This window comes from Pseudomonas sp. CGJS7 (genome assembly GCF_036961695.1).
In genome coordinates this window covers 19,683-43,549 of record NZ_JBAMDI010000023.1, presented here as the reverse complement: position 1 = coordinate 43,549, position 23,867 = coordinate 19,683, and the positions used below count along the sequence as shown (strand labels likewise).

Below are 23,867 nucleotides of genomic sequence, written 5' to 3'. Positions count from 1 at the left end.
TTATGCCCCCTTCGCCGGATCGACGCCGATCACGATCGTGTTGTCGTTCTCGTAGTGGTGCGGAGGCACCAGCAGGTTGGTCGGCGCGGGCACGCCCTGGAACACGCGGCCGGCCATGTCGAAGCGCGACTTGTGGCAGGGGCAGAAGTAGCCGCCCTTCCATTCCGGATCGAACGGTTCGGGGCGGATTTCCGCCTTCATTTCCGGCGAGCAGCCCAGGTGGGTGCACAGGCCGACCAGCACCGAGATGTTCGGCTTGATCGAACGCAGCTCGCCGTGGATGTAGGCGGGCTGCTGGTCCTTGTTTTCGGACTTGGGATCGCGCAGGTGGCCGTCCAGGGTCGGCAACGCCTTGAGGATGGCCTCCGAGCGCTTGACGATCCAGATCGGCTGACCGCGCCACTCCAGAACCAGACGCTGGCCTTCGGCCAGGGCGCTGATGTCGGCGGTCACCGGAGCGCCGGCGAGCTTGGCGCGCGCGCTGGGATTCCAGGACTTGATGAAGGGCACCGCTGCAAAGCCGGCTCCGACCGCGCCGACCACTGCCGTGGTCGCGGTCAGGAACCGACGTCGGCCCGTGTTAATAGGATCGTGGACCCCTTGGTTGGCCATCCGGCACTCCGCGAAAGCTGCAATTCGAAGTTAACGCCGCACTACCCGGAACCATTGGCTAACCAAACACAACCACTGGCGAAAGGCTGGCGGCTCAAAAGACGGGGAAGTGTAGCGGAACCGTTAAGGGCGCGACAATCCGCGCTATTGCAAATTGCCGACACGGTGCGCCCGGGGCGCGGCCCTCGCCCACCGCAAGCCTTGTTTTGCCGGCTTCGGCGCGGCCGCAGCGGCGGCTTAGGGCTTGGGAGGTGGGAAAGAAGGACGCTGTGAGCCCGTCGACCGCCGGCCCGACCTTCGGGATTGCGCCGATTCCCCGCCCCCGGCAAGACAACGCTGTCGCCAGCGCGAACCGCTGCAGATCAGGCCAAGGCCCGACCGCCGGCGTTCAACGCGCCACCACCGCCGAGCGGTAGCGCTGCGCCAACACCGCCACGCGCTGCACGTAGCGCTGGGTTTCCGAATACGGCGGCACGCCGCGGTACTTGTCGACCGCGCCCTCGCCGGCGTTATAGCCGGCCGCGGCCAGGGTCAGATCGCCGTTGAAACGCTTGAGCAGCCAGGCCAGATACTGCACCCCGCCCTGGATGTTCTGATTGGCGTCGAAGGCGTTGCCGACGCCGAACCGCCGCGCCGTCGCCGGCATCAGCTGCATCAGCCCCTGCGCGCCCACCCGCGACAGCGCGTTGGGGTTGTAGGCCGATTCGGCGTGGATGATCGCGCGCACGATCGCCTCCTCGACCCCGTGCTGGCGCGCCGCCGCGGCGATCTCGGCCGAGTACGCCGCCGTGTTCAGCCGCAGGGTGCCGAAGTTGACCCCGGGCTGGGCCATGCAGGCGAAGCAGGTCTCGATGAAGCTGTAGCGGATGGTGCGCACCGCGGTGGCGCTGGCCAGGCCCTTGGGGCGCTTGCTGGTGTAGTGGCGAACGCCGTCCTGGACATACGAATAAACCTGCCCTTGCACCAGCCGGGTCGGCGCGGGCTGGCGGATCGGCGCGCCCGCGGCCACCGGCGCGGGCGCCGCGGCCGAGGTTTCGACCGGCGCGCCGGCCGCGGGCAGGGTCGGCTTCAAACCGCCCGCCGCCATCGCCGCGGCCGCACCATTAAAGGTGGCCGGCGGATTGTTGTGGATCGAGGCCGGCACCCCGGCGACATCGGTGCGGGCGGTCAGCGCGCCCACCGCCGGTGCCGGCGGCGCGTACGAGACCGGGGTCGGATTGCGCATCCGCTTGGCCGCCGCGGTGTACTGGCTGGCGACCACGCACTTGGCGCCCTTGACCTTCTTGCTGACGTAGCTGCGCTCGCCGCTGGCGGTCTCGCACTTCCAAACGGTGCCCGCCACCGCCGGCGCCAACGCCAGCAGGCAGACGATCCCCAGAATCAGTGCGCTCCCCCTCATCGGCGGGAGTGTCCCCCGCCCGGCCGGCGCTGCCAAGTCCTTGATCCGGAAACGTGACCGCGGCCGCGGCTTGGAACGACCGGCGGCTATACTGGGGCGAGGAGTGAGCTGAGAGGAGTGAGGAGTGAGTAAAAGCGGAAGGCGCGTGCCTTTGCTCACTCCTCACTCCTCTCAGCTCACTCCTCGCCCCCCCCTAGCCACTCCGGCGCGGATTAACCACCGCCCCTCCCGGACCCGGACCGCCATGACCGACCTGCACCCTCTGCCCACGGCACCCGCCGCGGGCGCCGCCCAGCCGTCCCGGCCCGGCGCCAAGAAGCTGTTCATCGAGACCCACGGTTGCCAGATGAACGAGTACGACTCGGCCAAGATGGCCGACGTGCTCGCCGCCAGCGACGGTCTGGAACTCACCAACGACGCGGCCGAGGCCGACGTCATCCTGATCAACACCTGCTCGATCCGCGAGAAGGCCCAGGAAAAGGTGTTCAGCCAGCTCGGCCGCTGGAAACAGCACAAGCAGGGCGACCGCCCGGTCATCATCGGCGTCGGCGGCTGCGTCGCTTCGCAGGAAGGCGCGGCCATCGTCAAGCGCGCGCCCTACGTCGATCTGGTGTTCGGCCCGCAGACCCTGCACCGCCTGCCCGAGCTGATCCGGGCCAAGCGCGAAACCGGCCAGCCACAGGTCGACATCAGCTTTCCGGAGATCGAAAAGTTCGACCGCCTGCCCGAGCCGCGCGCCGAAGGCCCCAGCGCGTTCGTCTCGATCATGGAAGGCTGCAGCAAGTACTGCTCGTTCTGCGTGGTGCCCTACACCCGCGGCGAAGAAGTCAGCCGGCCGTTCGAGGACGTGCTGGTGGAAGTGGCGCAGCTGGCCGCGCAAGGCGTGCGCGAGGTCAATCTGCTCGGCCAGAACGTCAACGCCTACCGCGGGCCGTACGGCGAGGACGGCGAAGTCGCCGACCTGGGCCTGCTGATCCGCACCATCGCCGAGATCGACGGCGTCGACCGGATCCGCTTCACCACCTCGCACCCGCTGGAATTCAGCGACTCGCTGGTGGAGGCCTACCGCGACGTGCCGCAGTTGGCCAACTATCTGCACCTGCCGGTCCAGGCCGGCAGCGACCGGATCCTGGCGGCGATGAAGCGCGGCTACACCGCGCTGGAATTCAAGCAGAAGATCCGCAAGCTGCGCGCGGTGCGTCCGGACATTTCGATCTCCTCGGACTTCATCGTCGGCTTCCCCGGCGAGACCGAGGCGGATTTCGAGAAGACCATGAAGCTGATCGAGGACGTCGGCTTCGACCAATCGTTCTCGTTCATCTATTCGCGCCGCCCCGGCACCCCGGCCGCCGACCTGGAAGACAGCGTCAGCGACGCCGAAAAGCATGCGCGCCTGTCGCGTTTGCAGGCGACCATCAACGCCAACTCCATGCGCATCTCCCAGGCCATGGTCGGCAGCGTCCAGCGGGTGCTGGTCGAGGGCCCCTCGCGCAAGGATCCCAACGAACTCACCGGCAAGACCGAGAACATGCGTTCGGTGAATTTCCCCGCGCCGCAGCGCCTGATCGGCCAGTTCGTCGAGGTGACCATCACCGAGGCGCTGTCCAATTCCTTGCGCGGACGGGTCTTGCTGAGCGACGATCGGGCCGTCTCCTGACTTTTCGAAACAAGGAACCCCGCATGGATCGCGACTTCCTCATCCGCGAAATCGGCCCCGACGAATTCGAGCGCGTGTGGCCGATTTTCCGCGAAGTGCTCGCGCGCGGCGAGAGTTACAACTACCCGGCCGATCTATCGATGCAGCGCGCGCGGACGATGTGGACCTCGCCGCCGTACCGCACCTTCATCGCCGAAGCCGACACCGGCGAGACCCTGGGCTGCTACAAACTCGGCCCCAACCAGCCCGGCCGCGGCGACCACGTCGCCAACGCCAGCTACATGGTCGCCGAGCGCGCCTGGGGGCAAGGCGTGGGCTCGGTCATGTGCGACCACTCGCTGGCCCAGGCGCGCAAGGCCGGGTTCGTGGCGATGCAGTTCAACTACGTGGTCAGCAGCAACGCCGCGGCGGTGCATCTGTGGCAGAAGCACGGGTTCGACATCGTCGGCCGGGTGCCTGGGGCGTTCCGGCATGTCAGCCTGGGGCTGGTGGATGTGTTGGTGATGCATCGGATGCTTTGAGCAGCGAGGTTCCGGTCCCTGCTTCAATTCGAAGCCGAAGCCAGCAACAGCGTACCCCCCCTACCGTCATTCCCGCGAACGCGGGAATCCAGTGCCTTTCGTGCGAGAACGTTTGAAGTCGCTGGATTCCCGCGTTCGCGGGAATGACGATCTGGATGGATGACGCTGAAGTCTCTGGATTCCCGCCTTCGCGGGAATGACGTTCTGGAGCGATGGCGCTGAAGGCTTGAGGCTCAGGCTTTTGCTTCTGCCTTGAGCGCGTGCGACAAGAAGCCGCACACCTACCTACCGTCATTCCCGCGAAGGCGGGAATCCAGTGCCTTTCGTGCGAGAACGCTTGAAGTCGCTGGATTCCCGCTTTCGCGGGAATGACGACCTGGATGCATGGCGCTGAAGTCTCTGGATTCCCGCCTTCGCGGGAATGACGTTCTGGAGAGATCCCGCTGAAGGCCCCAACAGCCCGCCAGGGCGCTGGGCGCCCCGGCATTCGCGCACCCGCGAGCCATCGGCCCGCAAGCGCCCGCACTCACCCCATGAACCCCAAATCCCGCCGCGGATTGAAGTTCGGCAGATTCGGGAAGATCAAATCCAGCTCCGAATCGCCCACCCCGAACCACTTGGCCAAGGTCGCCGCGTACAAATCCACCGGCGTGGTCGGAATGATCTGACCCCAGCCCGCGTCGTCGTCGCCGCCGTTGATCAAGGTCGGCATCGTGCCGTAGAACCGGCCGCCGCGGACCGCGCCGCCGACGATGAGGTGATGCCCGCCCCAACCGTGATCGGAACCGTCGCCGTTGGACGACAAGGTGCGGCCGAAATCCGAGGCGGTGAACGAGGTGACCTTGTCGGCCACGCCCAACTCGGCGGTGGCGGCATGGAACGCGGTCATCGCCTGCGACACCCGCGCCAGCAACCCCGGCTGGTCGTTGAGCAAGCCGTCGTGATGGTCGAATCCGCCCATCGACACGAAGAACACCTGCCGCTTCAGCCCCAGCACCTGGCGCACCTTGATCAGCCTCGCCACCATCTTCAACTGGGTGCCCAGGTCCGAATCCGGGAACGCAGTCTGCAACGGCCCGGAAGATTCCAGCGCGGTGGCCACCGCCGAGGCGTTCTCGCGCGCGCGGCGGAACGCGCCGGCATAGCTGCGTCCGAACACGTGCTGCTGCGCGCCGGGCGCCATCAGCTCCAGGAAGGCGCGGCGGCTGTCGGCATCCCATTCGAAACGGCTGAACTCGCGCGGGCCGTCGTTGCCGATCACGTACTGGCTGGACTGGCTCGCGCGCTGCAACACGCTCTCGGTGTTCAACGACACCGACATCGGAATGAAAGCGTCGGGATTGGCGTCGCGCAGCAGGTCGGCGATGTGTCCGGCCCAACCGTAGCCGCGCCCCACGCCGGTGCGCGAGACCTGCCAGTACTGTTGCTGATCGTTGTGCGAGAACAATTGCGGCGGCAGCTCGACTCGCTGGTTGATGTAGTCGGTCTTGCTGGTCGGCCGGATCAAGGTGCCGACGTTGCCCAGCACCGCCGCCTGCCCGCTGTTGAACAGGCCTTGCAACCCGCCCATGCCGATCAAGTCCTCACTGGTGGTGCAGGCCTGAAAACCATAGTCGGCGCCGTCCGAAGCGCCGCCGCCGGGTTGCGCGATCAACGGCAGCAAGTTGCTTTGCTCCACCGCCAAGGTCGCGCGCGCCCTGCGGTATTGCTGATAGTGTCCGTCGTCGCGCGGCACGATCATGTTCAGCGAATCGTTGCCGCCGAACAGGAACACGCAGACCAGGGCCTTGTAGTCGTCGAAGCGCTGCGGCCCGTAGGCGTTGGCGGCCGCTTCGACCATGCGCAGATTGCCGAGCGCGGTATACAGCCCGGCGCCGCCGAGCGCGGCGCAGATCGAGTTAGTCAGGAATTGCCGACGTTTCATGAGTGTTCTCTCCGTATTCCTGCTTACTTCTGCACGATGTATTCGGGCGAATTGATGATGATGTACAGCGCCTCCTGCACCCGCAGCCGCTTGGCCGCGGTGGAGTTGGCGGCCATGCCGCTCAACCGCTGGGTCAGCACTTGCTTCATCTGATCGGTCATCTGCCCGGACAGGAACAATGCGTCGTAACGCGCGATCAACGCGGGAATGTTGTTGGCCAGCGCCACCTCCGCGCTGAGGTCGATCACGACGTCGTCGTCGGCGACTCCCTCGGGATTGCCGACGTAGGAATCGAAGATCTTGCGCATCAGATAACTTTCGTTGGCCGGCATCATGTAGTCGGTCGCCAACTGCAGCTCCGGCGCCACCAGCCCCAGGTTCTGCGGCTCGCCGCCGGGCGTGTAGCGCGGGCTGTAGAAGTTGAACACCGACGGCGCGTACATCGGCACCTGGCCGAGGTAGTTGTCGACGCTCCAGAACTCCTGGGTGTGCCCGCTCTTGGACTTGCCCTTGAGCGCGCGCCACAGATGGGTCAGACGCAGCAACGGTTCGCGCACCTTGCCGAAATGCGCCGGCTGCGCGGCCGGATCGCGCGCTTCGGGATCGAGCAGGATCGCGGTCACCACCGCGCGCAAATCGCCGCGCACGCCCTGGCCGTTGTTGTTGAACGCCGCCGCGACGCGGCCGACGTAGGCCGGCGTGGGATTGCTGGTCACCAGCCGCTGAATCAACTGCTTGCCGATGAACGGGCCGACATTGGGATGGTTGAAGATATTGTCCATCGCCGCGGCCATATCGCTGGCGCCGGTGCCGCCGCGGGCGAGCTTGCCGGCCGGCAGGGTCACGCCCGGATACATCAGCAGTTGCTTGTCTTGCGCCGAGGCGTGATACGCCGCGTGGTTCTCCATCGGCGACACCCAGGCCGGCGAGGTGATGTCGTAGAAATAGCAGTCGAACGAACCTTCGGCCTTGCAGCCCTTGAAGGTCCAGCCGGTGAACACGTGGGCGAAACCGCGCACGGTTTCCTGGCCGTAGGTCGGGATCGGCTGCTGCGCGGCGTCGAGCAGCGGCGTGCCGTCCTGATTGAGCTGGACCAGGCCGACGCTGAACAACTGCATCACTTCGCGCGCGAAATTTTCGTCGGGACGGATGTTGTTGACCGGATCGGGCTTGCGGTTCTGCAGCATCGACAGATACATGCCCATCACCGGGTGCAGGGTCACGTCCTGCAGCAAGGTGCGGTAGTTGCCGAAGGCGTCGCGGGCCAAGGTATCGTAGTAGTGGGTCGTGCCGTAGGTCGCGTGATAGAGCGGATCGTTGGTGGCGTCGGACACCACCATGATCTGGCTGAGCGCGAACGCCACCCGCTGACGCAGTTGGTCGCGGTGCACGGTGGTCGGCTTGATCGGGTCCTTGCCGCCGATGGCGTTGACGAACCACGCATCCAGTCGCCAATCGCGGCTGTAATCGTCGGGTTTGCGCGCGACCGCGTTCTTCAGAAAGGTCAGCTGCGAAGACACCGGGTAGCCGACCTGTTCGTTGATCCAGGCGGTGTAACCGATCTGCTTGAGCCGATCGATGTCTTCGCGGGTCGGACCGAACGTGGCCTGGGTCAGGAAACGCGCGGCCTCGCCGTCGGTGGCGGGAATGTCGGCGACCCGCGCCACAGGCGCGGCGCCGATGCTGCGATCGGCGCGCAGTTGCAACGGATCCGGCGCGCCCGGATACGGGCCGCCGTACTCCGGCGTCGGCGTGACGCTGCGTATGGCGATAAAGATTCCAAGCACTAACAACAGGCGCGGCGATGCGCCCATCCACGCTGCGCGTAGAAGTGTCGATTTCATTGCGGGCCCCCGAGGCTGGCTGTTCAGGGGGCGATGCTAGGGTCGGCTCAGGTCGCGAAGTTTGATTGACGACACGTTTTCAATTGGAAACACAACTAAATCCGGATTGACAATCACGGAATCACGCGCCGGTGACAATCGTCATCGGCGCCGCGTGATCGCGATTGCGCAGCGTTCGCTCGGACGCCGTCGATTCGCTGCTTTCAGTGAGAACGCGGCGGCGCGACGCTCGCCTCAGGCAATCGCACCGGTACGCCATCGACATAGGTATCGAGCACCGACAGCGCCGACAGTTGCAGCGGGTCCAGCGCCAACGGGTCTTGCCGCAACACCACGAAGTCCGCGCGCTTGCCGCGCGCCAGGCTGCCGACTTCGTTTTCGGCGAAGCCGGCATACGCCGCGTCCAGGGTGAAGCCGCGCAGCGCTTCGAACGCGGTGAGTTTTTCTTCCGGATGCCAGCCGCCGGCCGGCTTGCCTTCGCTGTCGCTGCGGGTGGTCGCGGCATACAAACCCAGCCGCGGATCGGCCGATTCGACCGGGAAGTCCGAACCCAGCGCCAGGCGCGCGCCGCTGTCGCGCAACTGCCGCCAGGCGTAGGCGCCGTTGATCCGCCACTCGCCCAGGCGCTGCTCGGCCCAGGGCATGTCGCTGGTGGCGTGGGTCGGCTGCATCGAAGCGATCACGCCCAACCCCGCCAGCCGCGGCAGGTCTTGCGGCGCCAGGATCTGCGCGTGCTCGATCCGCCAGCGGTGGTCGCGCTTGGCCGCGTCGGCACCGAGCGCCTTGGCGTACAGATCCAGCACCTCGCGATTGCCGCGATCGCCGATGGCATGGGTGGCGACCTGCACGCCGCAGCGTTCGGCCTTGGCGATCGCCTTGCCCATCGCTTCGGGCGACATCCGCATCAGACCGCGGTTGCCGCGCTCGTCGCTGTAGTCCTTCAGCAACGCGGCGCCGCGGCTGCCGAGCGCGCCGTCGGCGTACAGCTTGACCGTGCGCATCTTCAGCCGCCCGGACGGGTGCTGATACAAACCGGCGCTGCACAGCGATTCCAGGGCGTCGCCGTCGCCGGCGGCGAAGGCGGTGATCCGCAACGGCAGTTCGCCGCGATCGGCCAGGCGCTGGTACGCGCGCAGGGTGTTCAAATCGACGCCGGCATCGTGCACGCCGGTCAGGCCGTACTTGACCGCGGCGCGCATGCCCAGGGTCAGGGCTTGTTCGACCGCGGCCGGATCCAGCGGCGGGCGCGCGTGTTCGATCAGAATCATCGCATCGTCGATGAACACGCCGAGCGCGCGGCCCTTATCGTCGCGAACGATGCGGCCGCCATCGGGCTGCCATTGCCCGCTCAGCTCGCGCCCGGCCGCGCGCATCGCCGCGGTGTTGGCCCAACCGGCATGGCCGTCGACGCGCAGCAGCCAGACCGGGCGATCCGGGAATTCGGCGTCGAGATCGGCGGCTTCCGGGAAACGCGGGTCCAGCCAATCGTTCTGGTCCCAACCGTGGCCGATCAGCCACTGCCCCGCCGGCAACTTGCCCGCGTAATCGCGCAGGCGCTGCAGTGCTTCGGCTTTGCTGCGGGCGCCGGTGAGATCGACCTGCAGCTGATTGACGCCCAGTTCGAACACATGCGCATGCGCGTCGATCAGGCCCGGGACGATGGTCGCCTCGCCCAGATCGATGTGCTTGGCGGTGGGATACAAGTGCAGCAGATCCAGGCGGCTGCCGAGTGCGACGATCTTGCCGGTGTCGTCGAACACCAGGCCTTGCGCGCGCGGTTGCGCCGGATCGAAGGTGTGCACGCGCGCGGCGGTCACGACGGTCTGCTTCTGCGCCGATGCGCCGCCGCACGCCAAGGTCAAGATCAGAGCCAACGCCGACCACCGCCGCGATACCCGCATTCCCGTTCTCCCTGGCCGGACTGCGATGTCCGAAAGTGGCGAATGTGCGAGAAGACCCACGCGCGCGCAAGTGCGGCGGCCGCGACGGCGATGCTCAATCCAGACGTTTGCTGAAGCGCGACACCGCCAGGGTCATCATCACCGCGATGAAACCGACCAGATACGCCACGTCGTGCCACAGCTCCCACAAGCTGGCCCCGCGCAGCATCACCCCGCGGATCAAGCGCAGGAAGTGGGTCATCGGCAGCACTTCGGCCAGCCATTGCGCCGCCACCGGCATGCCGGCGTAGGGGAACATGAAGCCGGACAGCAGGATCGACGGCAGCAGAATGAACACGGTCATCTGCATGGCCTGGAACTGCGAGGCCGCCTTGGTCGAAATCATCAGGCCCAGGGCCAGATTGGCCAGGATCAACAGCACCGCGGCGGTGTAGACGTCGAGCACGCTGCCCTTGATCGGCACATCGAACAACCACAGCCCCAGCAGCAGCACCACGCTGGTCTGGATCAGGCCGATCAAGGCATACGGCAGCACCTTGCCGATCATCAGCTCGGTGCGGCTCACCGGGGTGGTGATCAGCAGTTCCATGTTGCCGCGCTCGCGTTCGCGCACGATCGCCACCGAGGTGAACATCACCATGGTCATGGTCAGGATCACCCCGATCAGGCCCGGCACGATGTTCACCGGCGAGCGCCGCTGCGGGTTGTAGAACGCGACCACGCCGATCGGCGCGGTCTTGCGCGGCGCGGCCACCGAGCTGTCGATCGGCAATTGCGCCAGTTGCGCGGCGGCGCTTTGCACCACCGTGTCGCTGCCGTCGACCATGACCTGGGCGACTTCGCGGCCGTCGATGCGGCGGCGCTCGAAATCCGGCGGAAAGTTGACGCCGACGCTGATCTCGCCGCGGCGCAGCATCTCGACCAGTTGCTGCGGGGTATCGGCCTGGGCCACCGGCCGGATCACCCCGGTGGCGACCATGTCCATCGCCAGCGCGCGCGAGGCGGCGGTGCCGGACTGATCGGCGATGGCCGCGGTCAGGCCGCGCGGATTGAGATTGATCGCATAGCCGAACAGCACCAGTTGCCCGACCGGGATCATCACGATCATCGCCAGGGTGATGCGGTCGCGGCGCAGTTGCCGCACTTCCTTGAGCACGATCGCCCACAGCCGTTGCAGTCTCATGCGCCTGCCTCCGCGACCGGCGTGGGCCGTTCGCGCCCGCGCGTGGCCGATACGAACACGTCTTCCAGATTCGGTTTGGACTTGCGCACGTCCGCGTCCAGGCCGGCGTCGCGCAAGGCTTGCTGGATGCCGCGCTCGGCGCCGTCGGCGTCGGCCAGCAACACCCGCAGGCTGTTGCCGATCTGGGCGACGCTGAGCACGCCGTCTAGCGACACCAGCGCGCGCTGCGCCTTGCGCGGCTGCGCCGCCAACACCTCGACCGCGCGACCGGCCAAGGCATCGGTGAGTTCGGCCGGCGTTCCGTCGGCGACCAACACGCCGCGGTCCAGGATCGCCAGGCGGTGGCAGCGTTCGGCTTCGTCCATGTAATGGGTGGACACCAGCAAGGTGGTGCCGCCGTCGGCGAGTTCGAACAACTTCTCCCAGAAATCGCGGCGCGACTCCGGATCGACCGCGCTGGTCGGTTCGTCCAGGAACAACAACTCGGGTTGATGGATCACCGCGCCGGCCAGCGCCAGGCGCTGCTTTTGCCCGCCGCTCATGGTGCCGGCCAGTTGTTTCTGGCGGTCGCCGAAGTGGTATTGCTCGATCAGCTCATCGATGCGCTGGCGTGCGCGGGCCTTGGGGATTTCCTGCACCGCGGCCAGGAATTCCAGGTTTTCGCGCACGCTGAGGTCTTCGAACAGCGAGAATTTCTGGGTCATGTAACCGATCCGCCGGCGCAGTTGTTCGGCCTGCTCGGGGATGTCCAGGCCCAGCACTTCGATCTGGCCCTCGGTCGGCGTGAGCAAGCCGCACAGCATGCGGATGGTGGTGGACTTGCCGGAACCATTCGGCCCCAGGAAGCCGTACACGCAGGCGCGCGGCACGGTCAGATCGACCCGGTCGACCGCGCGCAGTGCGCCGAATTGCTTGCTCATACCGCGCGCTTTGATCGCCGGTGCCGAGCCGGCATCCGCCGACGCTGCCGCAGCGGCGCTCATGGCGCGAACTCGGCCCGCACCGGCAGACCGGCCGGCAGATCGGCGGCTTTGGCGTCGGTCAGTTCGACTTCGGCCAGATAGCTCAGGCGCGCGGCGTCTTCGCCGGTCAGCGCGTAGTACGGGGTGAAGCTGGGTTCGCTGCGGATCATGCGCACGCGTGCGCTCCAGGCTTGATCGCGGCCTTCGATGTAGACCGTCGCCTGCGTGCCCACGCGCACGTCCGCGCGCAAGGGCTCGGGCACGTACACGCGCGCATACGGCCGCGCGCCGACCAGCATCACCGCCAGCGGCGAGCCGATCGGCGCTTGATCGCCGAGCTTGTACGGCAGGCTGTCGACCACGCCGTCGCGCGGCGCCACCACATCGAGCTTGGCGAAACTCACCTGCTGCACCTGTGCCTGCGCTTGCGCGGCGGCGAGCGCGGCGCGGCCCTGGGCGACCTGTTCGCGGCGGGTGCCGTGTTCTAGTTCCAGCAACGCCGCTTGCGCGGCGCGCACTTGCGCCTGGGCGTTGCCGGCGGCGGCGCGGGCGCGGTCGACTTCAGCCGCGGCGATGAGTTGGCGCCGGCCCAGCGGTTGCACGCGCTCGTAGTAGGCGCCGGCATCGCGCTGCTGCGCCTGCGCGGCGGCGAGGTTGGCGCGCGCCTGGGCGATGGTTTCGCTGCGCGGGCCGGCTTCCAGTTCGGCCAACGCGTCGGCCGATTGGCGGGCCTGCGCTTGCGCGGCGTCCAGTTGCGAACGGCTGCGGTCGAGTTCCAATTGCAGCACGCGCGTGCCGGCCTTGATCCGCTGACCTTCGCGCACGTCGATGCGCACGATCTTTTCCGCGACCGGCGCGGGCAAGGCCACGCGGTCCCACTCCAAGGTGCCCAGCGCTTGCGGTTTGTCGGCGCCGCAGCCGCTCAGCAAGACCGCGCTGAGCGCGACCGCCCACTTCGCCGCGAGCCGCGCGCGGGCGCGCGCATCCGTCTTTCGATAGCCGCGATTCATGGCATCAACCCCCGATCGAGCAAGGCCAGCGCGTGGCGGCGCTGGGCATCCAAATCCAGATCCTCGGCGTCGAACATGAAACGCCAGATCGGCGCGCTGGCGGCCGGGAACAAGGTCAGGCCGATCAGGCTGACCATCAGCAGGCGCGGGTCCAGATCGGCGTTGATCCGACCCTCGGCCTGCGCTTGAGCGAAACGCTTGGCCAAGGCCTGCGGCAGCACCGGGCCGATCTTCTTGAACAAGATGCTCTCGCGCAGCGCGCCGCCTTCGCACAACACCTCGCGCACCCACAGCGAGGGCAGCCACGGATGCTCGGCGACGATCCGGCCGACCCCGGCGACGAAACCGCCGATCAGATCGAACACGTCGGCGTCCTGCCCCAGCACGCTTTCGCGCAGGCTCAGGAACACCGGCAGCAGGCGTTCGTTGCTGACCGCCTCCTGCAGTTGCTCCTTGTCGCCGAAGTAGTAATGCAGCAAGGCCGGGTTGACCCCGGCCTCGGCGGCGATGGCGCGCAGCGAGGTCGCGGCGATGCCCTGGCGGGCGTAGCAGACGATGGCGGCGTCGAGCAGACGCTCGCGCAGATCGGGCTTGTCGGCCGCGGCCGGCCGGCCCGGGGCGCGTTTGGGCGCCTGGGTTTTGCGCGGGCGGCCGCGTTGGGCGGGTTTGGGGGTGTCCATGCGGCATATTTAATTCAATGATTAATTAGTTCGCAAGGACGGGCCGACGGACGGTCGTATTGGCCCCGCCTGGAATGTCCCGCTTTAAGGGCTAACGGGATATCGGCTTGCCCCTTCAGCCCTCAACGCTCTCGCCCGAAGCCCCTGCAGGAGCTGCGCAAGCTGCGACCGCGGATTCGCGGCAATTGCGTAGGTGGCGCGGTGGCTGCATTGGCGCGGTCGCAGCTTGCGCAGCTCCTACAGGAGGTGAACCGATCGACGCCGAAGCGGATCAATCCAGGGCTTCAAGCACCGCGCCTGGATGACGCTGACGCCACAACGCCAAGGTCTCGGCGCAATGCGAGGGAATCACCCACGCGCCGGGATGGGTATCGCGGAATCGCGCCAGCCGGCGCAAGGTTTCGCGGTAGGCGCCGGCGTCGTCCATCGCCACGCGCTGGGTCAGCCACGGTAGTTCCTGCTGGCGATCGAGCTGCTCGCGCCGCCAGAACGCGTCGGCGGCGAGCAGCACGCGTTCGCCCGCGCGGGTGCGCAAGGCCAGGCCGATCTGGCCGCGCGCATGGCCGGGCAGTCCGATCACGTGCAGGCTGCCGTCGCCGAACAGGTCCCAACCTTCGCCAAGCGTGGCCAGATCGCCGTCGAGCGCGCGCCGGCCGTTGTCGTCGAGCAATTGCAGACGCGCGGCGAAATCCTCAGGCAGCAGTTCCTTCCAGATCTGCGCGTGCAGCAAGCCCAGCCAACCCGATTCGCTGATGTGCCGCCAGGCTTGCGCATGCGCGACGAAGCGCGCCTTCGCGAACTGAGCGAGCCCGCCGATATGGTCGGGATGGAAATGACTGACCACCACCATCCGCACGTCGTCGCCGGTCAGGCCGCGCTGGTGCAGCAGCGTCGCGGCATCGGTGTGCAGCGAAGAACAGGCGTGGATCGCGCGCCGATAGATCCAACGCAGCCCCGCGCGCATCGCATCGCGCGCGCGCGGGCCGTAGCCGCAATCGAACAGGATCGCGCCTTGCACCGGATGCTCGATCAGCGCCCAGCCCGCGGGAAAGCGCATGCGCGGGCCGGCCGGCAGGTTCAGGTGGCGCGGATCGGCGCAGCTGTGGCCGGACGCGCCCAGGCTCAGCGCGACCTCGCCGGTCATCGCCGCGTCTCCGCGCGCGCCAGTTCGCTCAAGGTTCGGTTGAGGGCGTCGTCCATGTTCACCCGCGGACGATAACCCAGTTCGTCGCGCGCCCGGGCGATGTCCAAGGTCATGTCCACGCTCAACAACTCGATGCCGTAACGCAGCAGCGGCGGTTCGGTATCGGGCTTGAAGCGGCGATAAAACCCTTCCACCGCGCCGGCCAAGGCGAGCGCGAGCGGCTTGGGCATGCGCTTGCGCGGACGCGGCAGGGCCAAGGCGTCGGCGAGGCGGTCGATCACGCTCCAGATCGCCACCGGCTCGCCGTTGCTGATGTTGTAGACGCGGCCGTTCAATCGCCACGAGGCCTCCATCGCCAGCACCACCGCGTCGACCACGTTGTCGATGTAAGTCAGATCCACCTTGCAGTCTTCCGCGCCGATCCGGCGCAAACGCCCGCTGCGCAAGGCCTGAGCCAGCCGCGGCAGGATCGCGCTGTCGCCGGGGCCGAAGATCGCGCGCGGACGCAACGCCAGCGCCGACACGCCGCCGGCGGCGCAACGCTCGAACACGCGGCGCTCGGCGATCAGCTTGGTCGCGGCGTAGTCGTTGACCGAGCGCGCCGGCAGCGGATGGTCTTCGCGGATGTTCAGATGCGGCGCGCCGTCGTGATAGATCCCGGGCGTGGAGATGTGCACCAGCCGCCGCACTTGCCGGGCGATGCAGGCCGCGATCACGTGATCGGTGGCGCGCACGTTGGCCTGGAAAAACGCCTCGGGCCGCCCCCACGGGCTGGACAGCGCGGCGCTGTGCACGACGATGTCGGCGCCGCGCAGGGCGCGGTGCACCGCGCCTTCATCGGTCAGGTCCACGGCCTGGAATTCGATGCCTTGCGCTTGCAGCGCGCGGCCGCGCTCGACATCGCGGCCGAGTCCGACCACCTGCATCCACGGCCGCGCCGCGAGCAGATGCCGGGCCAAGGCGCCGCCGAGAAAACCGGTCGCGCCGGTGATGACGATGCGTTGCGCGGTCATGCGGCGCGGCTCGCGAGGATGGGCGGGATCGCGGCTGCGGCGGGCGACACTCGCATTGCGGAAAACCTCGAAGCCATGGCCGCCACCGCGCTCAATACGTCATGGTCAGGCCGACGCCGGACAAACCCGCGCCGGTGCCGAGCAGAACGCCGGGATCGCCGCGGCGGATAGTGCCGTCGCGCACGCCCTGCTCCAGCGCCAGCGGAATCGAGGCGGCGATGCAGTTGCCGGTGTGCTCCAGCGTGCGCACCATCCGCGCCTGGGTAAAGCCGATCTGCTCGATCACGTCCAGGGCGGCGCGGCTGGCCTGATGCGGCGCGATCCAGCGCAGCGCGGCGCGCGCGGCCGCATCGTCCAGGCCGAGCGTGCGCATCACGTACGGCACCAGGCGGATGCCGCTGCGCAGCGCGGCCTGCCCCTGCATCGAAAACAAAGCGTCGGCGGGCGTGGTCGACGGACCGGTCGGCGGACGCCAGCTGCCGCCGCCACGCAAGGTGGTGATCTCCACGCCCTCGCCCATCGTCCGCCAGGCGATGCGGTGGATGCGGCTGGCGCTGTCGGCGGGCGCGCGTTCCAGCACCGCCGCTGCGGCGCCGTCGCCGAACAGGGTGCAGATTTCAGCGTTGTCGAAATCCAGACCGACCGAAGCGACCTCGCTGCTGACGATCAGCGCGCGCTCGATCCGGCCGTGATGGATGCGTTCGGCCGCCAGTTCCAGCGCGGCGACGAAACTCAGGCAGGTGGCATGCACCGACAAGGCCGGAATGCCGGAGCGGCCGAGGCCGAGTTCGCGCTGCAGCAACGGCCCGCCGTCGGGAATCGCGCGTTCGGCCGAACCTGAGGCGTTAAGGATCAGATCGACCGAATCCACCTCGATGCCGGCGCGCTCGCAGGCCATGCGCGCGGCTTGCGCGCCCATCCAGCTGGCGCGTTCGCGCTCGGGTTCGGCCCAATGCCGGAAAGCCACGCCGCTGTTGTGCAAGGACCAGCCCGCGGGCAGCCCGGCGCGCTGTTCGATCTCGGCGCTGGCGACGCGGCGCTGCGGCAGATAGCGGCCCAAGCCGGCGATGCGCACGCGCCAATCCAGATCGGGACCGGGGCCGTGCCTGCCCTGTGGGCGGAGCTCTTGATCGGCGTGCGGATGCGCCGTGTCCTTCGAGTCGGTATCCATGTACGGCGCCAGTATGGGCCAGCGCGGCGGATTTGCCGATATGCGCCGGTAATCCCGGAGCCGGCTCGGCTCGGCGCGACCTGATTCAATGGGGTATGGCTTGGCCGAGCGCCGCGCGCGCCGACGCTTTGACGTGGTCGCGGGAAAACGCCGGAGCCGGCGGCGCTTGCGCAAGCGCAGCGGCGTTGCGACCGCGGCCAAGCCCGCAACCCGGGCCGCGACGGCGCGACATCGACACTGGCGTCGCCCCGCCCGCATCGCCCATGCTGGCGCCATCGCTCGCCGCCGGCCCCGCTCCATCAATGCTCGCCACCGATGTACGCAACCGCACCGCATCCGACGCGTTGACCCGCACCGATAGCGTGGCGCTGTCGCGGCGCCTGGCCATCGTGCTGATCGCAACCGCGATCAACTCGGCGCTGTACCTGGGCATCAACGCCTATCCGCTGAGCGAACCGCGGCTGTTGCCGTATACCGCGCTGGACGACGCGTTGGGCCGGCACGCGTGGACGATCTGGCCGTATTGGCTGTTGCTGCTGGCCGGCCCGGCGCTGGTCCTGGCGATCCGCGAACGCCGCATTCTGCGGGCGACGCTGCGCGCCTACGCCGTCGCGATCGCGCTCAATATCGCGATCTGGCTGTTGTGGCCGACCCGGATCCAGCGCCCGCCGCTGCCGCAAGGGCTGGACCCGCTGACCGAGGCCGCCTGGCGTTGCTTGCACGCGCTGGACGGGGTCAACAACTGTTTTCCGTCGGGCCACATCACCATCCCGGCCATCGCCGCGGTCGGGTTCGGCGCGCAGTTTCCGCGGCGGCGGCCTTGGGTCTGGCCGGCGTTGATCGTGCTGGCGCCGAGCGTGATCACCACCGGCCAACACTATGTATGGGACATAGTCGGTGGCTTGGCGACTGCGACGCTCGGCCTCTTGCTCGCCGGTACGCCGCTGTGGCGAACTGAGCGCCCCTGAGCCCGATCCGATCCGCGCCGGAAACCTCGACCGAATCCGCTGCGCACCGAAGGAGCCGCGATGCCCGACACGCCCCCACCCGCCAACACGTCCGGCCTGTTTTCGCGTGGCGCGATCGGGTTCTGGTTCCTCGGCCTGGGTCTGCTCGGCTTGGTGCGCTCGTGGATGCGCGCGACCCGCCACGGCCCGTTCGAGGCCGATGCGATCACCTTGCTGTGGCTGATCGGCTCGATCCTGTTGACCCTCATGGGCGCGCTGCGGGTCTGGCGGGCCTGGCGCGAAGGCCGCCCGCCGCGCGGCTGAAGCGCGCTGTCGCCGGCCTTGCAACGGCGGCCGAAGCTTCGCTCGCAGCGAGGACCGCGCCGCGACCGCCCGCGCGGCTTTGCGAAAACCGCCCGACAGGCGCAAGCTGTGACGCCCCAGCACGCATTGCGTGCACAAATCCGCTTACGTTTCTCCCATGCCCGCCCGAACCGTCTCCGAATTCACCCTCGACCCCGCCGATAGCGAGCGCCTGGCCAATCTCAGCGGCCCCTTCGACGGCCATCTGCGCGTGATCGAGTTGCGCTTGGGCGTGGAAATCGCCAATCGCGGCAACGTCTTCCGCATCGACGGCCCCGCCGGCGCGGTCGGCCACGCGGAAAAACTGCTGCGCCGGCTGTGGAAAGACGCGGGCGAAGAAACCCTGAACGAGAACGCGATCCATCTGGCCTTGACCGAAATCGACGCCGAACAAGTGGTGCGCGAAGAGATCGAGCCGCAAGAAGTCGCGATCCGGGTCAAGCGCGGCACCATCCGCGGGCGCGGCGCCAATCAGGCCAAGTACCTGCACGCGATCGCCACCCACGACATCAATTTCGGCATCGGCCCAGCCGGTACCGGCAAGACCTTCCTGGCCGTGGCCAGCGCGGTCGAAGCGCTGAACGAATCGCGGGTGCAGCGGCTGATCCTGGTGCGCCCGGCGGTCGAGGCCGGCGAAAAACTCGGTTTCCTCCCCGGCGACCTGACCCAGAAAGTCGATCCGTACCTGCGCCCGCTGTACGACGCGCTGTACGAAATGCTGGGGGTGGAAAAAGTCGCCAAGCTGCTGGAACGCAACGTCATCGAGATCGCGCCGCTGGCGTACATGCGCGGGCGCACTCTCAACGACGCTTACGTGATCCTCGACGAAGCGCAGAACACCACCATCGAACAGATGAAGATGTTCCTGACCCGCATCGGCTACGGCAGCACCGCGGTGGTGACCGGCGACATGACCCAGGGCGATCTGCCCAGACACATCAAGTCCGGCCTGAAGGACGCACTTGAGGTGTTGCGCAACGTCGACGGAATCAGCTTCACCTTCTTCGAAGCCAAGGACGTGGTGCGCCATCCGTTGGTTGCGCGCATCGTCACCGCTTACGACGCGCGCGACGCGCAAAATGCCCAAAGCGGCCCGGCCGCTTGATCCGCGCAGCTTCCCTGCACCCGCAGATACCGGCCGTACCGATTCCCTACCCCCTTTCCCGGTCCCGCTCCCATGACTAAAGGTCCCGTCCGACTCGATGTCAGCATCAGCTACGCGACGCCGCGTAAGGGGCTGCCGGCGGCGAACAGCTTCCGCAAATGGGTCGCGGCCGCGCTCGCCGGCCGCATCCGCGAGGCGGATCTGGCCATCCGGATCGTCGGCACCAAGGAAGGCCGCGCGCTGAACCGCCATTACCGCGGCCGCGACTACGCCACCAACGTGCTCAGCTTTCCGGCCGAACTGCCTGAAGGTCTGCCCGAAGGCGTGAAGCTGCCGCTGCTGGGCGATCTGGTGATCTGCGCGCCGGTCGTCGCGCGCGAGGCGCGCGAACAGAAGAAGGGTCTCAACGATCATTACGCGCATCTGACTGTGCACGGCGTGCTGCACTTGCTCGGCTGGGACCACGAGGACGAACGCGAAGCCGAGTGCATGGAGCAGTTGGAGCGGGAAATTCTCGCAGCGCTGGGGATCGAAGACCCTTATCTGGAAGATTGATCGCGGCGCGCGGCCGCGGCCCATCCTGGCGACCGCGACAACGCTACCGCGAACAGGCGCCAGCGACTGGCGCGACGTCCCGACCGCGCCAGCCGCGAACGACTACAGGCAGTCGATGAGACTGTCGTAGATCGACTTCGCGCTCCCCGGCAGCGGCGCATACAGCGGACGCTCGCCGGCCATCGTAGTCAACAGCGCCTGCAAGCCCGTCCCGGGCGCCAACGCGATCCGGCAACGCCAGACCTTGGGCGTCACCGCGATCCGTCCGCTGGCCGCATCGACCTCTTCGTTGCTGGCGGCGAATACCCACAGACACTGCTTGAGCACGCCGCTGTTGCGTTCGACCGAGCACCGAAAACGCAAACCGTAGATGTTGCTGTAGTCGCCCTCGCAAAACGTGTCGCCGCAAATCTGGTCGAAGCCGTCGCGAAGCTTATGCACGCCGCCGTACCAGGCATCGTAATCGGCATCGCTGCGCAACAGGGTTTCGGCATCGACGTATTCACGCGCCGGGCGTTGCGCCCAGGACGGCGCCGCGGCGAATACGCAAACCACCGCCAAGACGGCGGCGAGCGCGAACGAACGGCGGCGGTTGAAGCGGGCAGCAAACATGGTCATCCTCCTTGATGGCGACTGGTTGATACCGTCACGGCGATGACGGCCCGACCATGCTGCCTACCATCCGCGCCGCATGCCATAAGACAAATCCCGAACGGCGGGTAGGAAACATCGACATCGCGCGGTGCCGGCGAAGAAACCAGCGCATACTCGATCTGCCTAAAATTCAAGCCGATCCGTGCATTGCGGCACAATGTCTACGCCCGGCGCGCGCGACGAAAATCCCTAGCGAACGCGCGCATTCGCGATCGTAAAACCACGGACCAACCCGACTTCCCGCGCAGCCCGCACAAGGCGAATCGCATACGCGCATCGCCACGCCACAGTTATTCCACCAACATTTCCGTCCACGACTTCAAGTCAACCGCTCATCGCCCGATTGCTGCGCGATGGCCGTACACGCGGAACAAATGGCCCATCGAAGGGAGACCTCGCATGCGGCCGAACCGACACTCCGGATTCACCATCATCGAGTTGATGGCGACCATCGCCATCGCCGCGATCCTGCTTACGCTCGCGTACCCCAGCTTCAGCGACGCGATGCAGTCCAACCGTGTCGCCTCGGCGACCAACAACCTCCTCGCCACGTTAGCGTACGCGCGCAGCGAATCGCTGCGTACTCGCTCTTTATCGACGGTCTGCTCGCGCACCGACGACGGCGAAAACTGCGGCGTTGGATGGACCAACGGAATACTGGTATGGACCGATGAAAACCGCAACAACGCGCTGGAAAAGGATGAAATACGCCGCATCCTTACCCCACCGCGCGGCATACAAATAGTCGGAATTGGATTCGGCTACGGCAAGCTATCGTTCGACGCACGCGGCCGCCTCAGCCATTGGTGGGCCACGCATACATTCGTAGTGACCCCGTTAGTCTGCAAAAAGGGAGCGCTCAACGTACGTACGATCACCATTGCCAAGTCCGGCCGCACCGACGTGCAACGGTCGGCGTGCTCATGAGCGCTTCCTCGCACCGTAGCCGTCCGGCCCCATCGTCCAGGCAACGCGGCCTGAGCCTGCTGGAAGTCCTGATCAGCCTGCTGGTCATGGCCGTAGGCCTGCTGGGACTGGCGATGCTGCAGGTCACCAATCTGCGCCTGACCCAGAGCGCCAACAATCGCACCGTAGCCAACAACCTGGCCTACGAGATGATGGACAACATCCGCTCGAACCGGCTCAACGCCGCGAACTACGCCGGCGATATCAGCGCGAACGGCGCCAAAACCGATGGCTGCGCCAAGCTCGACGGCAGCAACTCGGCCGTACAAAAACAAGAGTTCGCATGCCGCATGCTCGCCGCGCTGGGCGCCGACGCCAGCGCCAGCATCGGCGTGACTGTCGCCGGCAACATGAGCCGTGTCTCGATTCGGATTTCCTGGGCCGACTCCAACCGCTGGCGGAGCGACGGCGCATCCGCATCCATCACCGCGAGCAGCAACTTGTGAACCGAACCTCACCTCAAAACGGTCTTTCCCTGATCGAACTGATGATCGCCCTGGCGATATCGGTGCTGCTGTTGCTGGGATTGGTACAGGTGTTCTCCGCCTCGCGCGCCTCCTACATGCTGGCCCAGGGCATGGCACGCACGCAGGAGAACGGACGCTTCGCGATGGAATTCATCCAACGCGACGCGCGCATGGCGGGCCATTTCGGCTGCAAAAGCGACCAGAGCCTGTTCCTGTCGTCGATGCCGAGCTTGCGCTCGCTGTTCCTGAGCAACAGCGCGGACTACACCACGTTGCCGACGACCACCCACGGCCAGGCGCTTGCGTTCGACCAATCCATCGCCGGCTACGAAGCCAGCAACACCGCGCCCGGCAACACAATGGAATTGCAGGCAAAGCCTGCCGGCGGCGGCGCGTCGGACTGGCTGCCTGAGTTGAACCCGACCCTGCAGGTACCGGCCAGCGAAGCGCAGCCGGTCAAGAACAGCGACGTCCTCATCCTGCGCTTCCTCTCGCCCAACAGCGCCACGGTGTCGGCGTTCGAACCCGACACGACAACCACACCAGCGGGCTTCCGCTTGAGACTGCCCGTGGCAGAGTGGAACGCGCTCGGGCAAAACGCCACGCAGTACACCGCGACAAGTACGCCCCCCGGTCTGTTGGCGATCGCCGATTGCCGAATGGCCCTGCTGTTTCAGGCCGACAGCGTGTCCGTCGACGGCACCAATGCCGTAATCAACGTGAAAATAAACGGCCTCAATCAAAGCGGCCTCGACGCTCGCGACCAGTTCGATCCGGGCATGGGCCAGATTCGGCTGTATCGCGCCGAAAGCGTCGCCTATTACGTAGGCTTGAACCCGACCAACTCGTCTCCCACGCTGTATCGGTTGAGCTTCAACACCGATCCGGGCGGCACCGCGATCAGGCGGCAGGTCGACGAGATCGCACCCGGGGTAGAGAGCCTGCAGCTGCTGTGGGGCCGCGACGCCAGCGCGACCGCAGGCGCGTCCGCGAAGGCGCCGCCGAGCGGCTTGGTCGACTCCTACGTCACCGGCGCAAACGTTGGATCGACCGATGCCAGAGCCAACTGGCAACGCGTGGGCGCAGTGAAAGTCGGCCTGTTGATGAGAAGCCCGGACCCCGCCACCAGCACGGCACGCGCCGACGGCGTGTATGTGCTCGGCACCAAGGTCGCGGTACCGAACGATGGGCGTTACCGCTTCGTCTACGAAACCAACATCGCGTTGCGCAATCGCCTGTACGGAAATTGAGGGAACGGCATGACCCAGAACGCAAACCAGCGCCATCGCCGCCAGGGTAGAGCGGCAGTGCGCACGCAGCGCGGAGCGGCGCTGTTCGTGGCGTTGATCATGCTGATCCTGATGGCCCTGATCGGCGTCGCCGCGCTGCAGGTCACCGCGCTGGTGGAACGCATGTCCTTCAACTACAGCGCCAGTCAGCTCGCCTTCGAGAACGCCGAAGCGCGCGCGCGCGGCAGGGAGGCCGACCTGGACCGGCAGTTCAAGAGCAACGGCACCGAACTCATCCAGGTCGACACCTCGTATTGCCAGCAGGCGTTCTCCGCGGACACATGGGCCGAGGGCAAGAACTTCGTTTCGCCTCCGTCGGAGAAGCTGTCGAGCTACACCCGCCGAATCGACCAATGCATCAGCGGTTACAGCTCGATCAAGCTCGGCGAGGCCGAGAACAAGAGTCCGAGCCCGGTATTCCAGATCACCGCCTATGCCACCGACAAAAGCGGCACCGCGAATTCGGACGCGGTCATCGACACCATCTTCATTCCGTGAGA

Annotated in this window: 23 protein-coding genes; 10 read left to right on the top strand and 13 right to left on the bottom strand. The window is 67.0% G+C overall.

Annotation, left to right across the window (positions count from 1 at the left end; genetic code table 11):
• Both petA and V7787_RS16165 read right to left on the bottom strand, forming a co-directional pair.
• On the bottom strand, nucleotides 1–612 hold the full coding sequence (gene petA, locus V7787_RS16170; protein WP_336088625.1) for a ubiquinol-cytochrome c reductase iron-sulfur subunit: 612 nt from the start codon (nucleotides 610–612) through the stop codon (nucleotides 1–3).
• 388 nt (nucleotides 613–1,000) lie between these two features.
• On the bottom strand, nucleotides 1,001–2,011 hold the full coding sequence (locus tag V7787_RS16165; RefSeq protein WP_336088624.1) for a lytic transglycosylase domain-containing protein: 1,011 nt from the start codon (nucleotides 2,009–2,011) through the stop codon (nucleotides 1,001–1,003).
• A gap of 244 nt (nucleotides 2,012–2,255) precedes the next feature.
• On the opposite strand from V7787_RS16165, the gene miaB reads away from it, so the two are divergent.
• Both miaB and V7787_RS16155 read left to right on the top strand, forming a co-directional pair.
• Nucleotides 2,256–3,668, top strand: coding sequence for a tRNA (N6-isopentenyl adenosine(37)-C2)-methylthiotransferase MiaB (gene miaB, locus V7787_RS16160; RefSeq protein ID WP_336088623.1), 1,413 nt, complete (start codon nucleotides 2,256–2,258; stop codon nucleotides 3,666–3,668).
• Between the two features lie 23 nt (nucleotides 3,669–3,691).
• A complete protein-coding gene (locus V7787_RS16155) occupies nucleotides 3,692–4,189 on the top strand; it encodes a GNAT family N-acetyltransferase (protein ID WP_336088622.1) in 498 nt (165 codons plus the stop codon).
• A 526-nt stretch (nucleotides 4,190–4,715) separates the two neighbouring features.
• Here V7787_RS16155 and V7787_RS16150 read toward each other — a convergent pair.
• The 10 genes from V7787_RS16150 to V7787_RS16105 form a co-directional block, all read right to left on the bottom strand.
• Nucleotides 4,716–6,113, bottom strand: a complete 1,398-nt coding sequence (locus V7787_RS16150; protein WP_336088621.1) for a DUF1501 domain-containing protein — start codon at nucleotides 6,111–6,113, stop codon at nucleotides 4,716–4,718.
• A 23-nt stretch (nucleotides 6,114–6,136) separates the two neighbouring features.
• A complete protein-coding gene (locus tag V7787_RS16145; RefSeq protein WP_336088620.1) occupies nucleotides 6,137–7,957 on the bottom strand; it encodes a DUF1800 domain-containing protein in 1,821 nt (606 codons plus the stop codon).
• A gap of 203 nt (nucleotides 7,958–8,160) precedes the next feature.
• Nucleotides 8,161–9,831: an amidohydrolase gene (locus V7787_RS16140; RefSeq protein ID WP_336088619.1), complete on the bottom strand. Its 1,671-nt coding sequence runs from the start codon at nucleotides 9,829–9,831 to the stop codon at nucleotides 8,161–8,163.
• A 121-nt stretch (nucleotides 9,832–9,952) separates the two neighbouring features.
• Complete coding sequence (locus V7787_RS16135; RefSeq protein ID WP_336088618.1) at nucleotides 9,953–11,041, bottom strand: ABC transporter permease; 1,089 nt, start codon at nucleotides 11,039–11,041, stop codon at nucleotides 9,953–9,955.
• Nucleotides 11,038–11,961 carry an ABC transporter ATP-binding protein gene (locus tag V7787_RS16130; RefSeq protein WP_336088617.1) on the bottom strand — a complete coding sequence of 308 codons (924 nt, stop codon included), beginning with the start codon at nucleotides 11,959–11,961 and terminating at the stop codon, nucleotides 11,038–11,040. The genes V7787_RS16135 and V7787_RS16130 overlap by 4 nt, the downstream gene beginning before the upstream one ends.
• 59 nt (nucleotides 11,962–12,020) lie before the next feature.
• Complete coding sequence (locus tag V7787_RS16125) at nucleotides 12,021–13,013, bottom strand: HlyD family secretion protein (RefSeq protein WP_336088616.1); 993 nt, start codon at nucleotides 13,011–13,013, stop codon at nucleotides 12,021–12,023.
• The gene (locus tag V7787_RS16120; RefSeq protein ID WP_336088615.1) at nucleotides 13,010–13,693 is read right to left on the bottom strand and encodes a TetR/AcrR family transcriptional regulator; all 684 of its coding nucleotides are present in this window, start codon (nucleotides 13,691–13,693) and stop codon (nucleotides 13,010–13,012) included. Before V7787_RS16120 ends, V7787_RS16125 begins: the two co-directional genes overlap by 4 nt.
• A gap of 271 nt (nucleotides 13,694–13,964) precedes the next feature.
• Entirely contained in the window at nucleotides 13,965–14,837 is an 873-nt protein-coding gene (locus V7787_RS16115; protein WP_336088614.1) for an MBL fold metallo-hydrolase, read from the bottom strand.
• A complete protein-coding gene (locus V7787_RS16110) occupies nucleotides 14,834–15,850 on the bottom strand; it encodes an NAD-dependent epimerase/dehydratase family protein (RefSeq protein ID WP_336088613.1) in 1,017 nt (338 codons plus the stop codon). Before V7787_RS16110 ends, V7787_RS16115 begins: the two co-directional genes overlap by 4 nt.
• Before the next feature lie 91 nt (nucleotides 15,851–15,941).
• Complete coding sequence (locus V7787_RS16105; RefSeq protein WP_336088612.1) at nucleotides 15,942–17,021, bottom strand: 3-oxoacyl-[acyl-carrier-protein] synthase III C-terminal domain-containing protein; 1,080 nt, start codon at nucleotides 17,019–17,021, stop codon at nucleotides 15,942–15,944.
• A 302-nt stretch (nucleotides 17,022–17,323) separates the two neighbouring features.
• Between V7787_RS16105 and V7787_RS16100 the strand changes: the two genes are divergently transcribed.
• The 4 genes from V7787_RS16100 (at nucleotide 17,324) to ybeY (ending at nucleotide 19,991) form a co-directional block, all read left to right on the top strand.
• Nucleotides 17,324–17,989 (top strand): phosphatase PAP2 family protein, encoded by a 666-nt coding sequence (locus V7787_RS16100; RefSeq protein ID WP_336088611.1) that lies wholly within the window; start codon nucleotides 17,324–17,326, stop codon nucleotides 17,987–17,989.
• Between the two features lie 60 nt (nucleotides 17,990–18,049).
• Nucleotides 18,050–18,292: a hypothetical protein gene (locus V7787_RS16095; RefSeq protein WP_336088610.1), complete on the top strand. Its 243-nt coding sequence runs from the start codon at nucleotides 18,050–18,052 to the stop codon at nucleotides 18,290–18,292.
• Nucleotides 18,293–18,449: 157 nt separating this feature from the next.
• A complete protein-coding gene (locus V7787_RS16090) occupies nucleotides 18,450–19,436 on the top strand; it encodes a PhoH family protein (RefSeq protein ID WP_336088609.1) in 987 nt (328 codons plus the stop codon).
• A 72-nt stretch (nucleotides 19,437–19,508) separates the two neighbouring features.
• Nucleotides 19,509–19,991: an rRNA maturation RNase YbeY gene (ybeY, locus tag V7787_RS16085; RefSeq protein ID WP_336088608.1), complete on the top strand. Its 483-nt coding sequence runs from the start codon at nucleotides 19,509–19,511 to the stop codon at nucleotides 19,989–19,991.
• A gap of 102 nt (nucleotides 19,992–20,093) precedes the next feature.
• On the opposite strand, the gene V7787_RS16080 is transcribed toward ybeY, so the two are convergent.
• The gene (locus V7787_RS16080) at nucleotides 20,094–20,603 is read right to left on the bottom strand and encodes a hypothetical protein (protein WP_336088607.1); all 510 of its coding nucleotides are present in this window, start codon (nucleotides 20,601–20,603) and stop codon (nucleotides 20,094–20,096) included.
• Between the two features lie 441 nt (nucleotides 20,604–21,044).
• Here V7787_RS16080 and V7787_RS16075 point away from each other — a divergent pair, with 441 nt between their 5' ends.
• Genes V7787_RS16075 through V7787_RS16060 form a run of 4 tightly spaced genes read left to right on the top strand, consistent with a single transcriptional unit; the run spans nucleotide 21,045 to nucleotide 23,865 of the window.
• Nucleotides 21,045–21,572, top strand: coding sequence for a GspH/FimT family pseudopilin (locus V7787_RS16075; protein WP_336088606.1), 528 nt, complete (start codon nucleotides 21,045–21,047; stop codon nucleotides 21,570–21,572).
• The gene (gene pilV / locus V7787_RS16070; RefSeq protein WP_336088605.1) at nucleotides 21,569–22,057 is read left to right on the top strand and encodes a type IV pilus modification protein PilV; all 489 of its coding nucleotides are present in this window, start codon (nucleotides 21,569–21,571) and stop codon (nucleotides 22,055–22,057) included. Before V7787_RS16075 ends, pilV begins: the two co-directional genes overlap by 4 nt.
• Nucleotides 22,054–23,328 carry a PilW family protein gene (locus tag V7787_RS16065; protein ID WP_336088672.1) on the top strand — a complete coding sequence of 425 codons (1,275 nt, stop codon included), beginning with the start codon at nucleotides 22,054–22,056 and terminating at the stop codon, nucleotides 23,326–23,328. Before pilV ends, V7787_RS16065 begins: the two co-directional genes overlap by 4 nt.
• Nucleotides 23,329–23,337: 9 nt before the next feature.
• A complete protein-coding gene (locus V7787_RS16060) occupies nucleotides 23,338–23,865 on the top strand; it encodes a pilus assembly PilX family protein (protein WP_336088604.1) in 528 nt (175 codons plus the stop codon).
• Nucleotides 23,866–23,867 lie beyond the last annotated feature (2 nt).

Excerpts from the sequence above, each read along its gene's own strand:
- petA (WP_336088625.1), bottom strand. The coding sequence starts at position 612 with ATGGCCAACCAAGGGGTCCACGATCCTATTAACACGGGCCGACGTCGG.
- V7787_RS16115 (WP_336088614.1), bottom strand. The coding sequence starts at position 14,837 with ATGACCGGCGAGGTCGCGCTGAGCCTGGGCGCGTCCGGCCACAGCTGC.
- ybeY (WP_336088608.1), top strand. The coding sequence starts at position 19,509 with ATGACTAAAGGTCCCGTCCGACTCGATGTCAGCATCAGCTACGCGACG.
- V7787_RS16080 (WP_336088607.1), bottom strand. The coding sequence starts at position 20,603 with ATGTTTGCTGCCCGCTTCAACCGCCGCCGTTCGTTCGCGCTCGCCGCC.
- V7787_RS16105 (WP_336088612.1), bottom strand. The coding sequence starts at position 17,021 with ATGGATACCGACTCGAAGGACACGGCGCATCCGCACGCCGATCAAGAG.
- V7787_RS16060 (WP_336088604.1), top strand. The coding sequence starts at position 23,338 with ATGACCCAGAACGCAAACCAGCGCCATCGCCGCCAGGGTAGAGCGGCA.
- pilV (WP_336088605.1), top strand. The coding sequence starts at position 21,569 with ATGAGCGCTTCCTCGCACCGTAGCCGTCCGGCCCCATCGTCCAGGCAA.
- V7787_RS16165 (WP_336088624.1), bottom strand. The coding sequence starts at position 2,011 with ATGAGGGGGAGCGCACTGATTCTGGGGATCGTCTGCCTGCTGGCGTTG.
- V7787_RS16120 (WP_336088615.1), bottom strand. The coding sequence starts at position 13,693 with ATGGACACCCCCAAACCCGCCCAACGCGGCCGCCCGCGCAAAACCCAG.
- V7787_RS16110 (WP_336088613.1), bottom strand. The coding sequence starts at position 15,850 with ATGACCGCGCAACGCATCGTCATCACCGGCGCGACCGGTTTTCTCGGC.
- V7787_RS16095 (WP_336088610.1), top strand. The coding sequence starts at position 18,050 with ATGCCCGACACGCCCCCACCCGCCAACACGTCCGGCCTGTTTTCGCGT.
- V7787_RS16075 (WP_336088606.1), top strand. The coding sequence starts at position 21,045 with ATGCGGCCGAACCGACACTCCGGATTCACCATCATCGAGTTGATGGCG.
- V7787_RS16150 (WP_336088621.1), bottom strand. The coding sequence starts at position 6,113 with ATGAAACGTCGGCAATTCCTGACTAACTCGATCTGCGCCGCGCTCGGC.
- V7787_RS16155 (WP_336088622.1), top strand. The coding sequence starts at position 3,692 with ATGGATCGCGACTTCCTCATCCGCGAAATCGGCCCCGACGAATTCGAG.
- miaB (WP_336088623.1), top strand. The coding sequence starts at position 2,256 with ATGACCGACCTGCACCCTCTGCCCACGGCACCCGCCGCGGGCGCCGCC.
- V7787_RS16130 (WP_336088617.1), bottom strand. The coding sequence starts at position 11,961 with ATGAGCAAGCAATTCGGCGCACTGCGCGCGGTCGACCGGGTCGATCTG.
- V7787_RS16090 (WP_336088609.1), top strand. The coding sequence starts at position 18,450 with ATGCCCGCCCGAACCGTCTCCGAATTCACCCTCGACCCCGCCGATAGC.
- V7787_RS16135 (WP_336088618.1), bottom strand. The coding sequence starts at position 11,041 with ATGAGACTGCAACGGCTGTGGGCGATCGTGCTCAAGGAAGTGCGGCAA.
- V7787_RS16145 (WP_336088620.1), bottom strand. The coding sequence starts at position 7,957 with ATGAAATCGACACTTCTACGCGCAGCGTGGATGGGCGCATCGCCGCGC.
- V7787_RS16100 (WP_336088611.1), top strand. The coding sequence starts at position 17,324 with ATGCTCGCCACCGATGTACGCAACCGCACCGCATCCGACGCGTTGACC.
- V7787_RS16125 (WP_336088616.1), bottom strand. The coding sequence starts at position 13,013 with ATGAATCGCGGCTATCGAAAGACGGATGCGCGCGCCCGCGCGCGGCTC.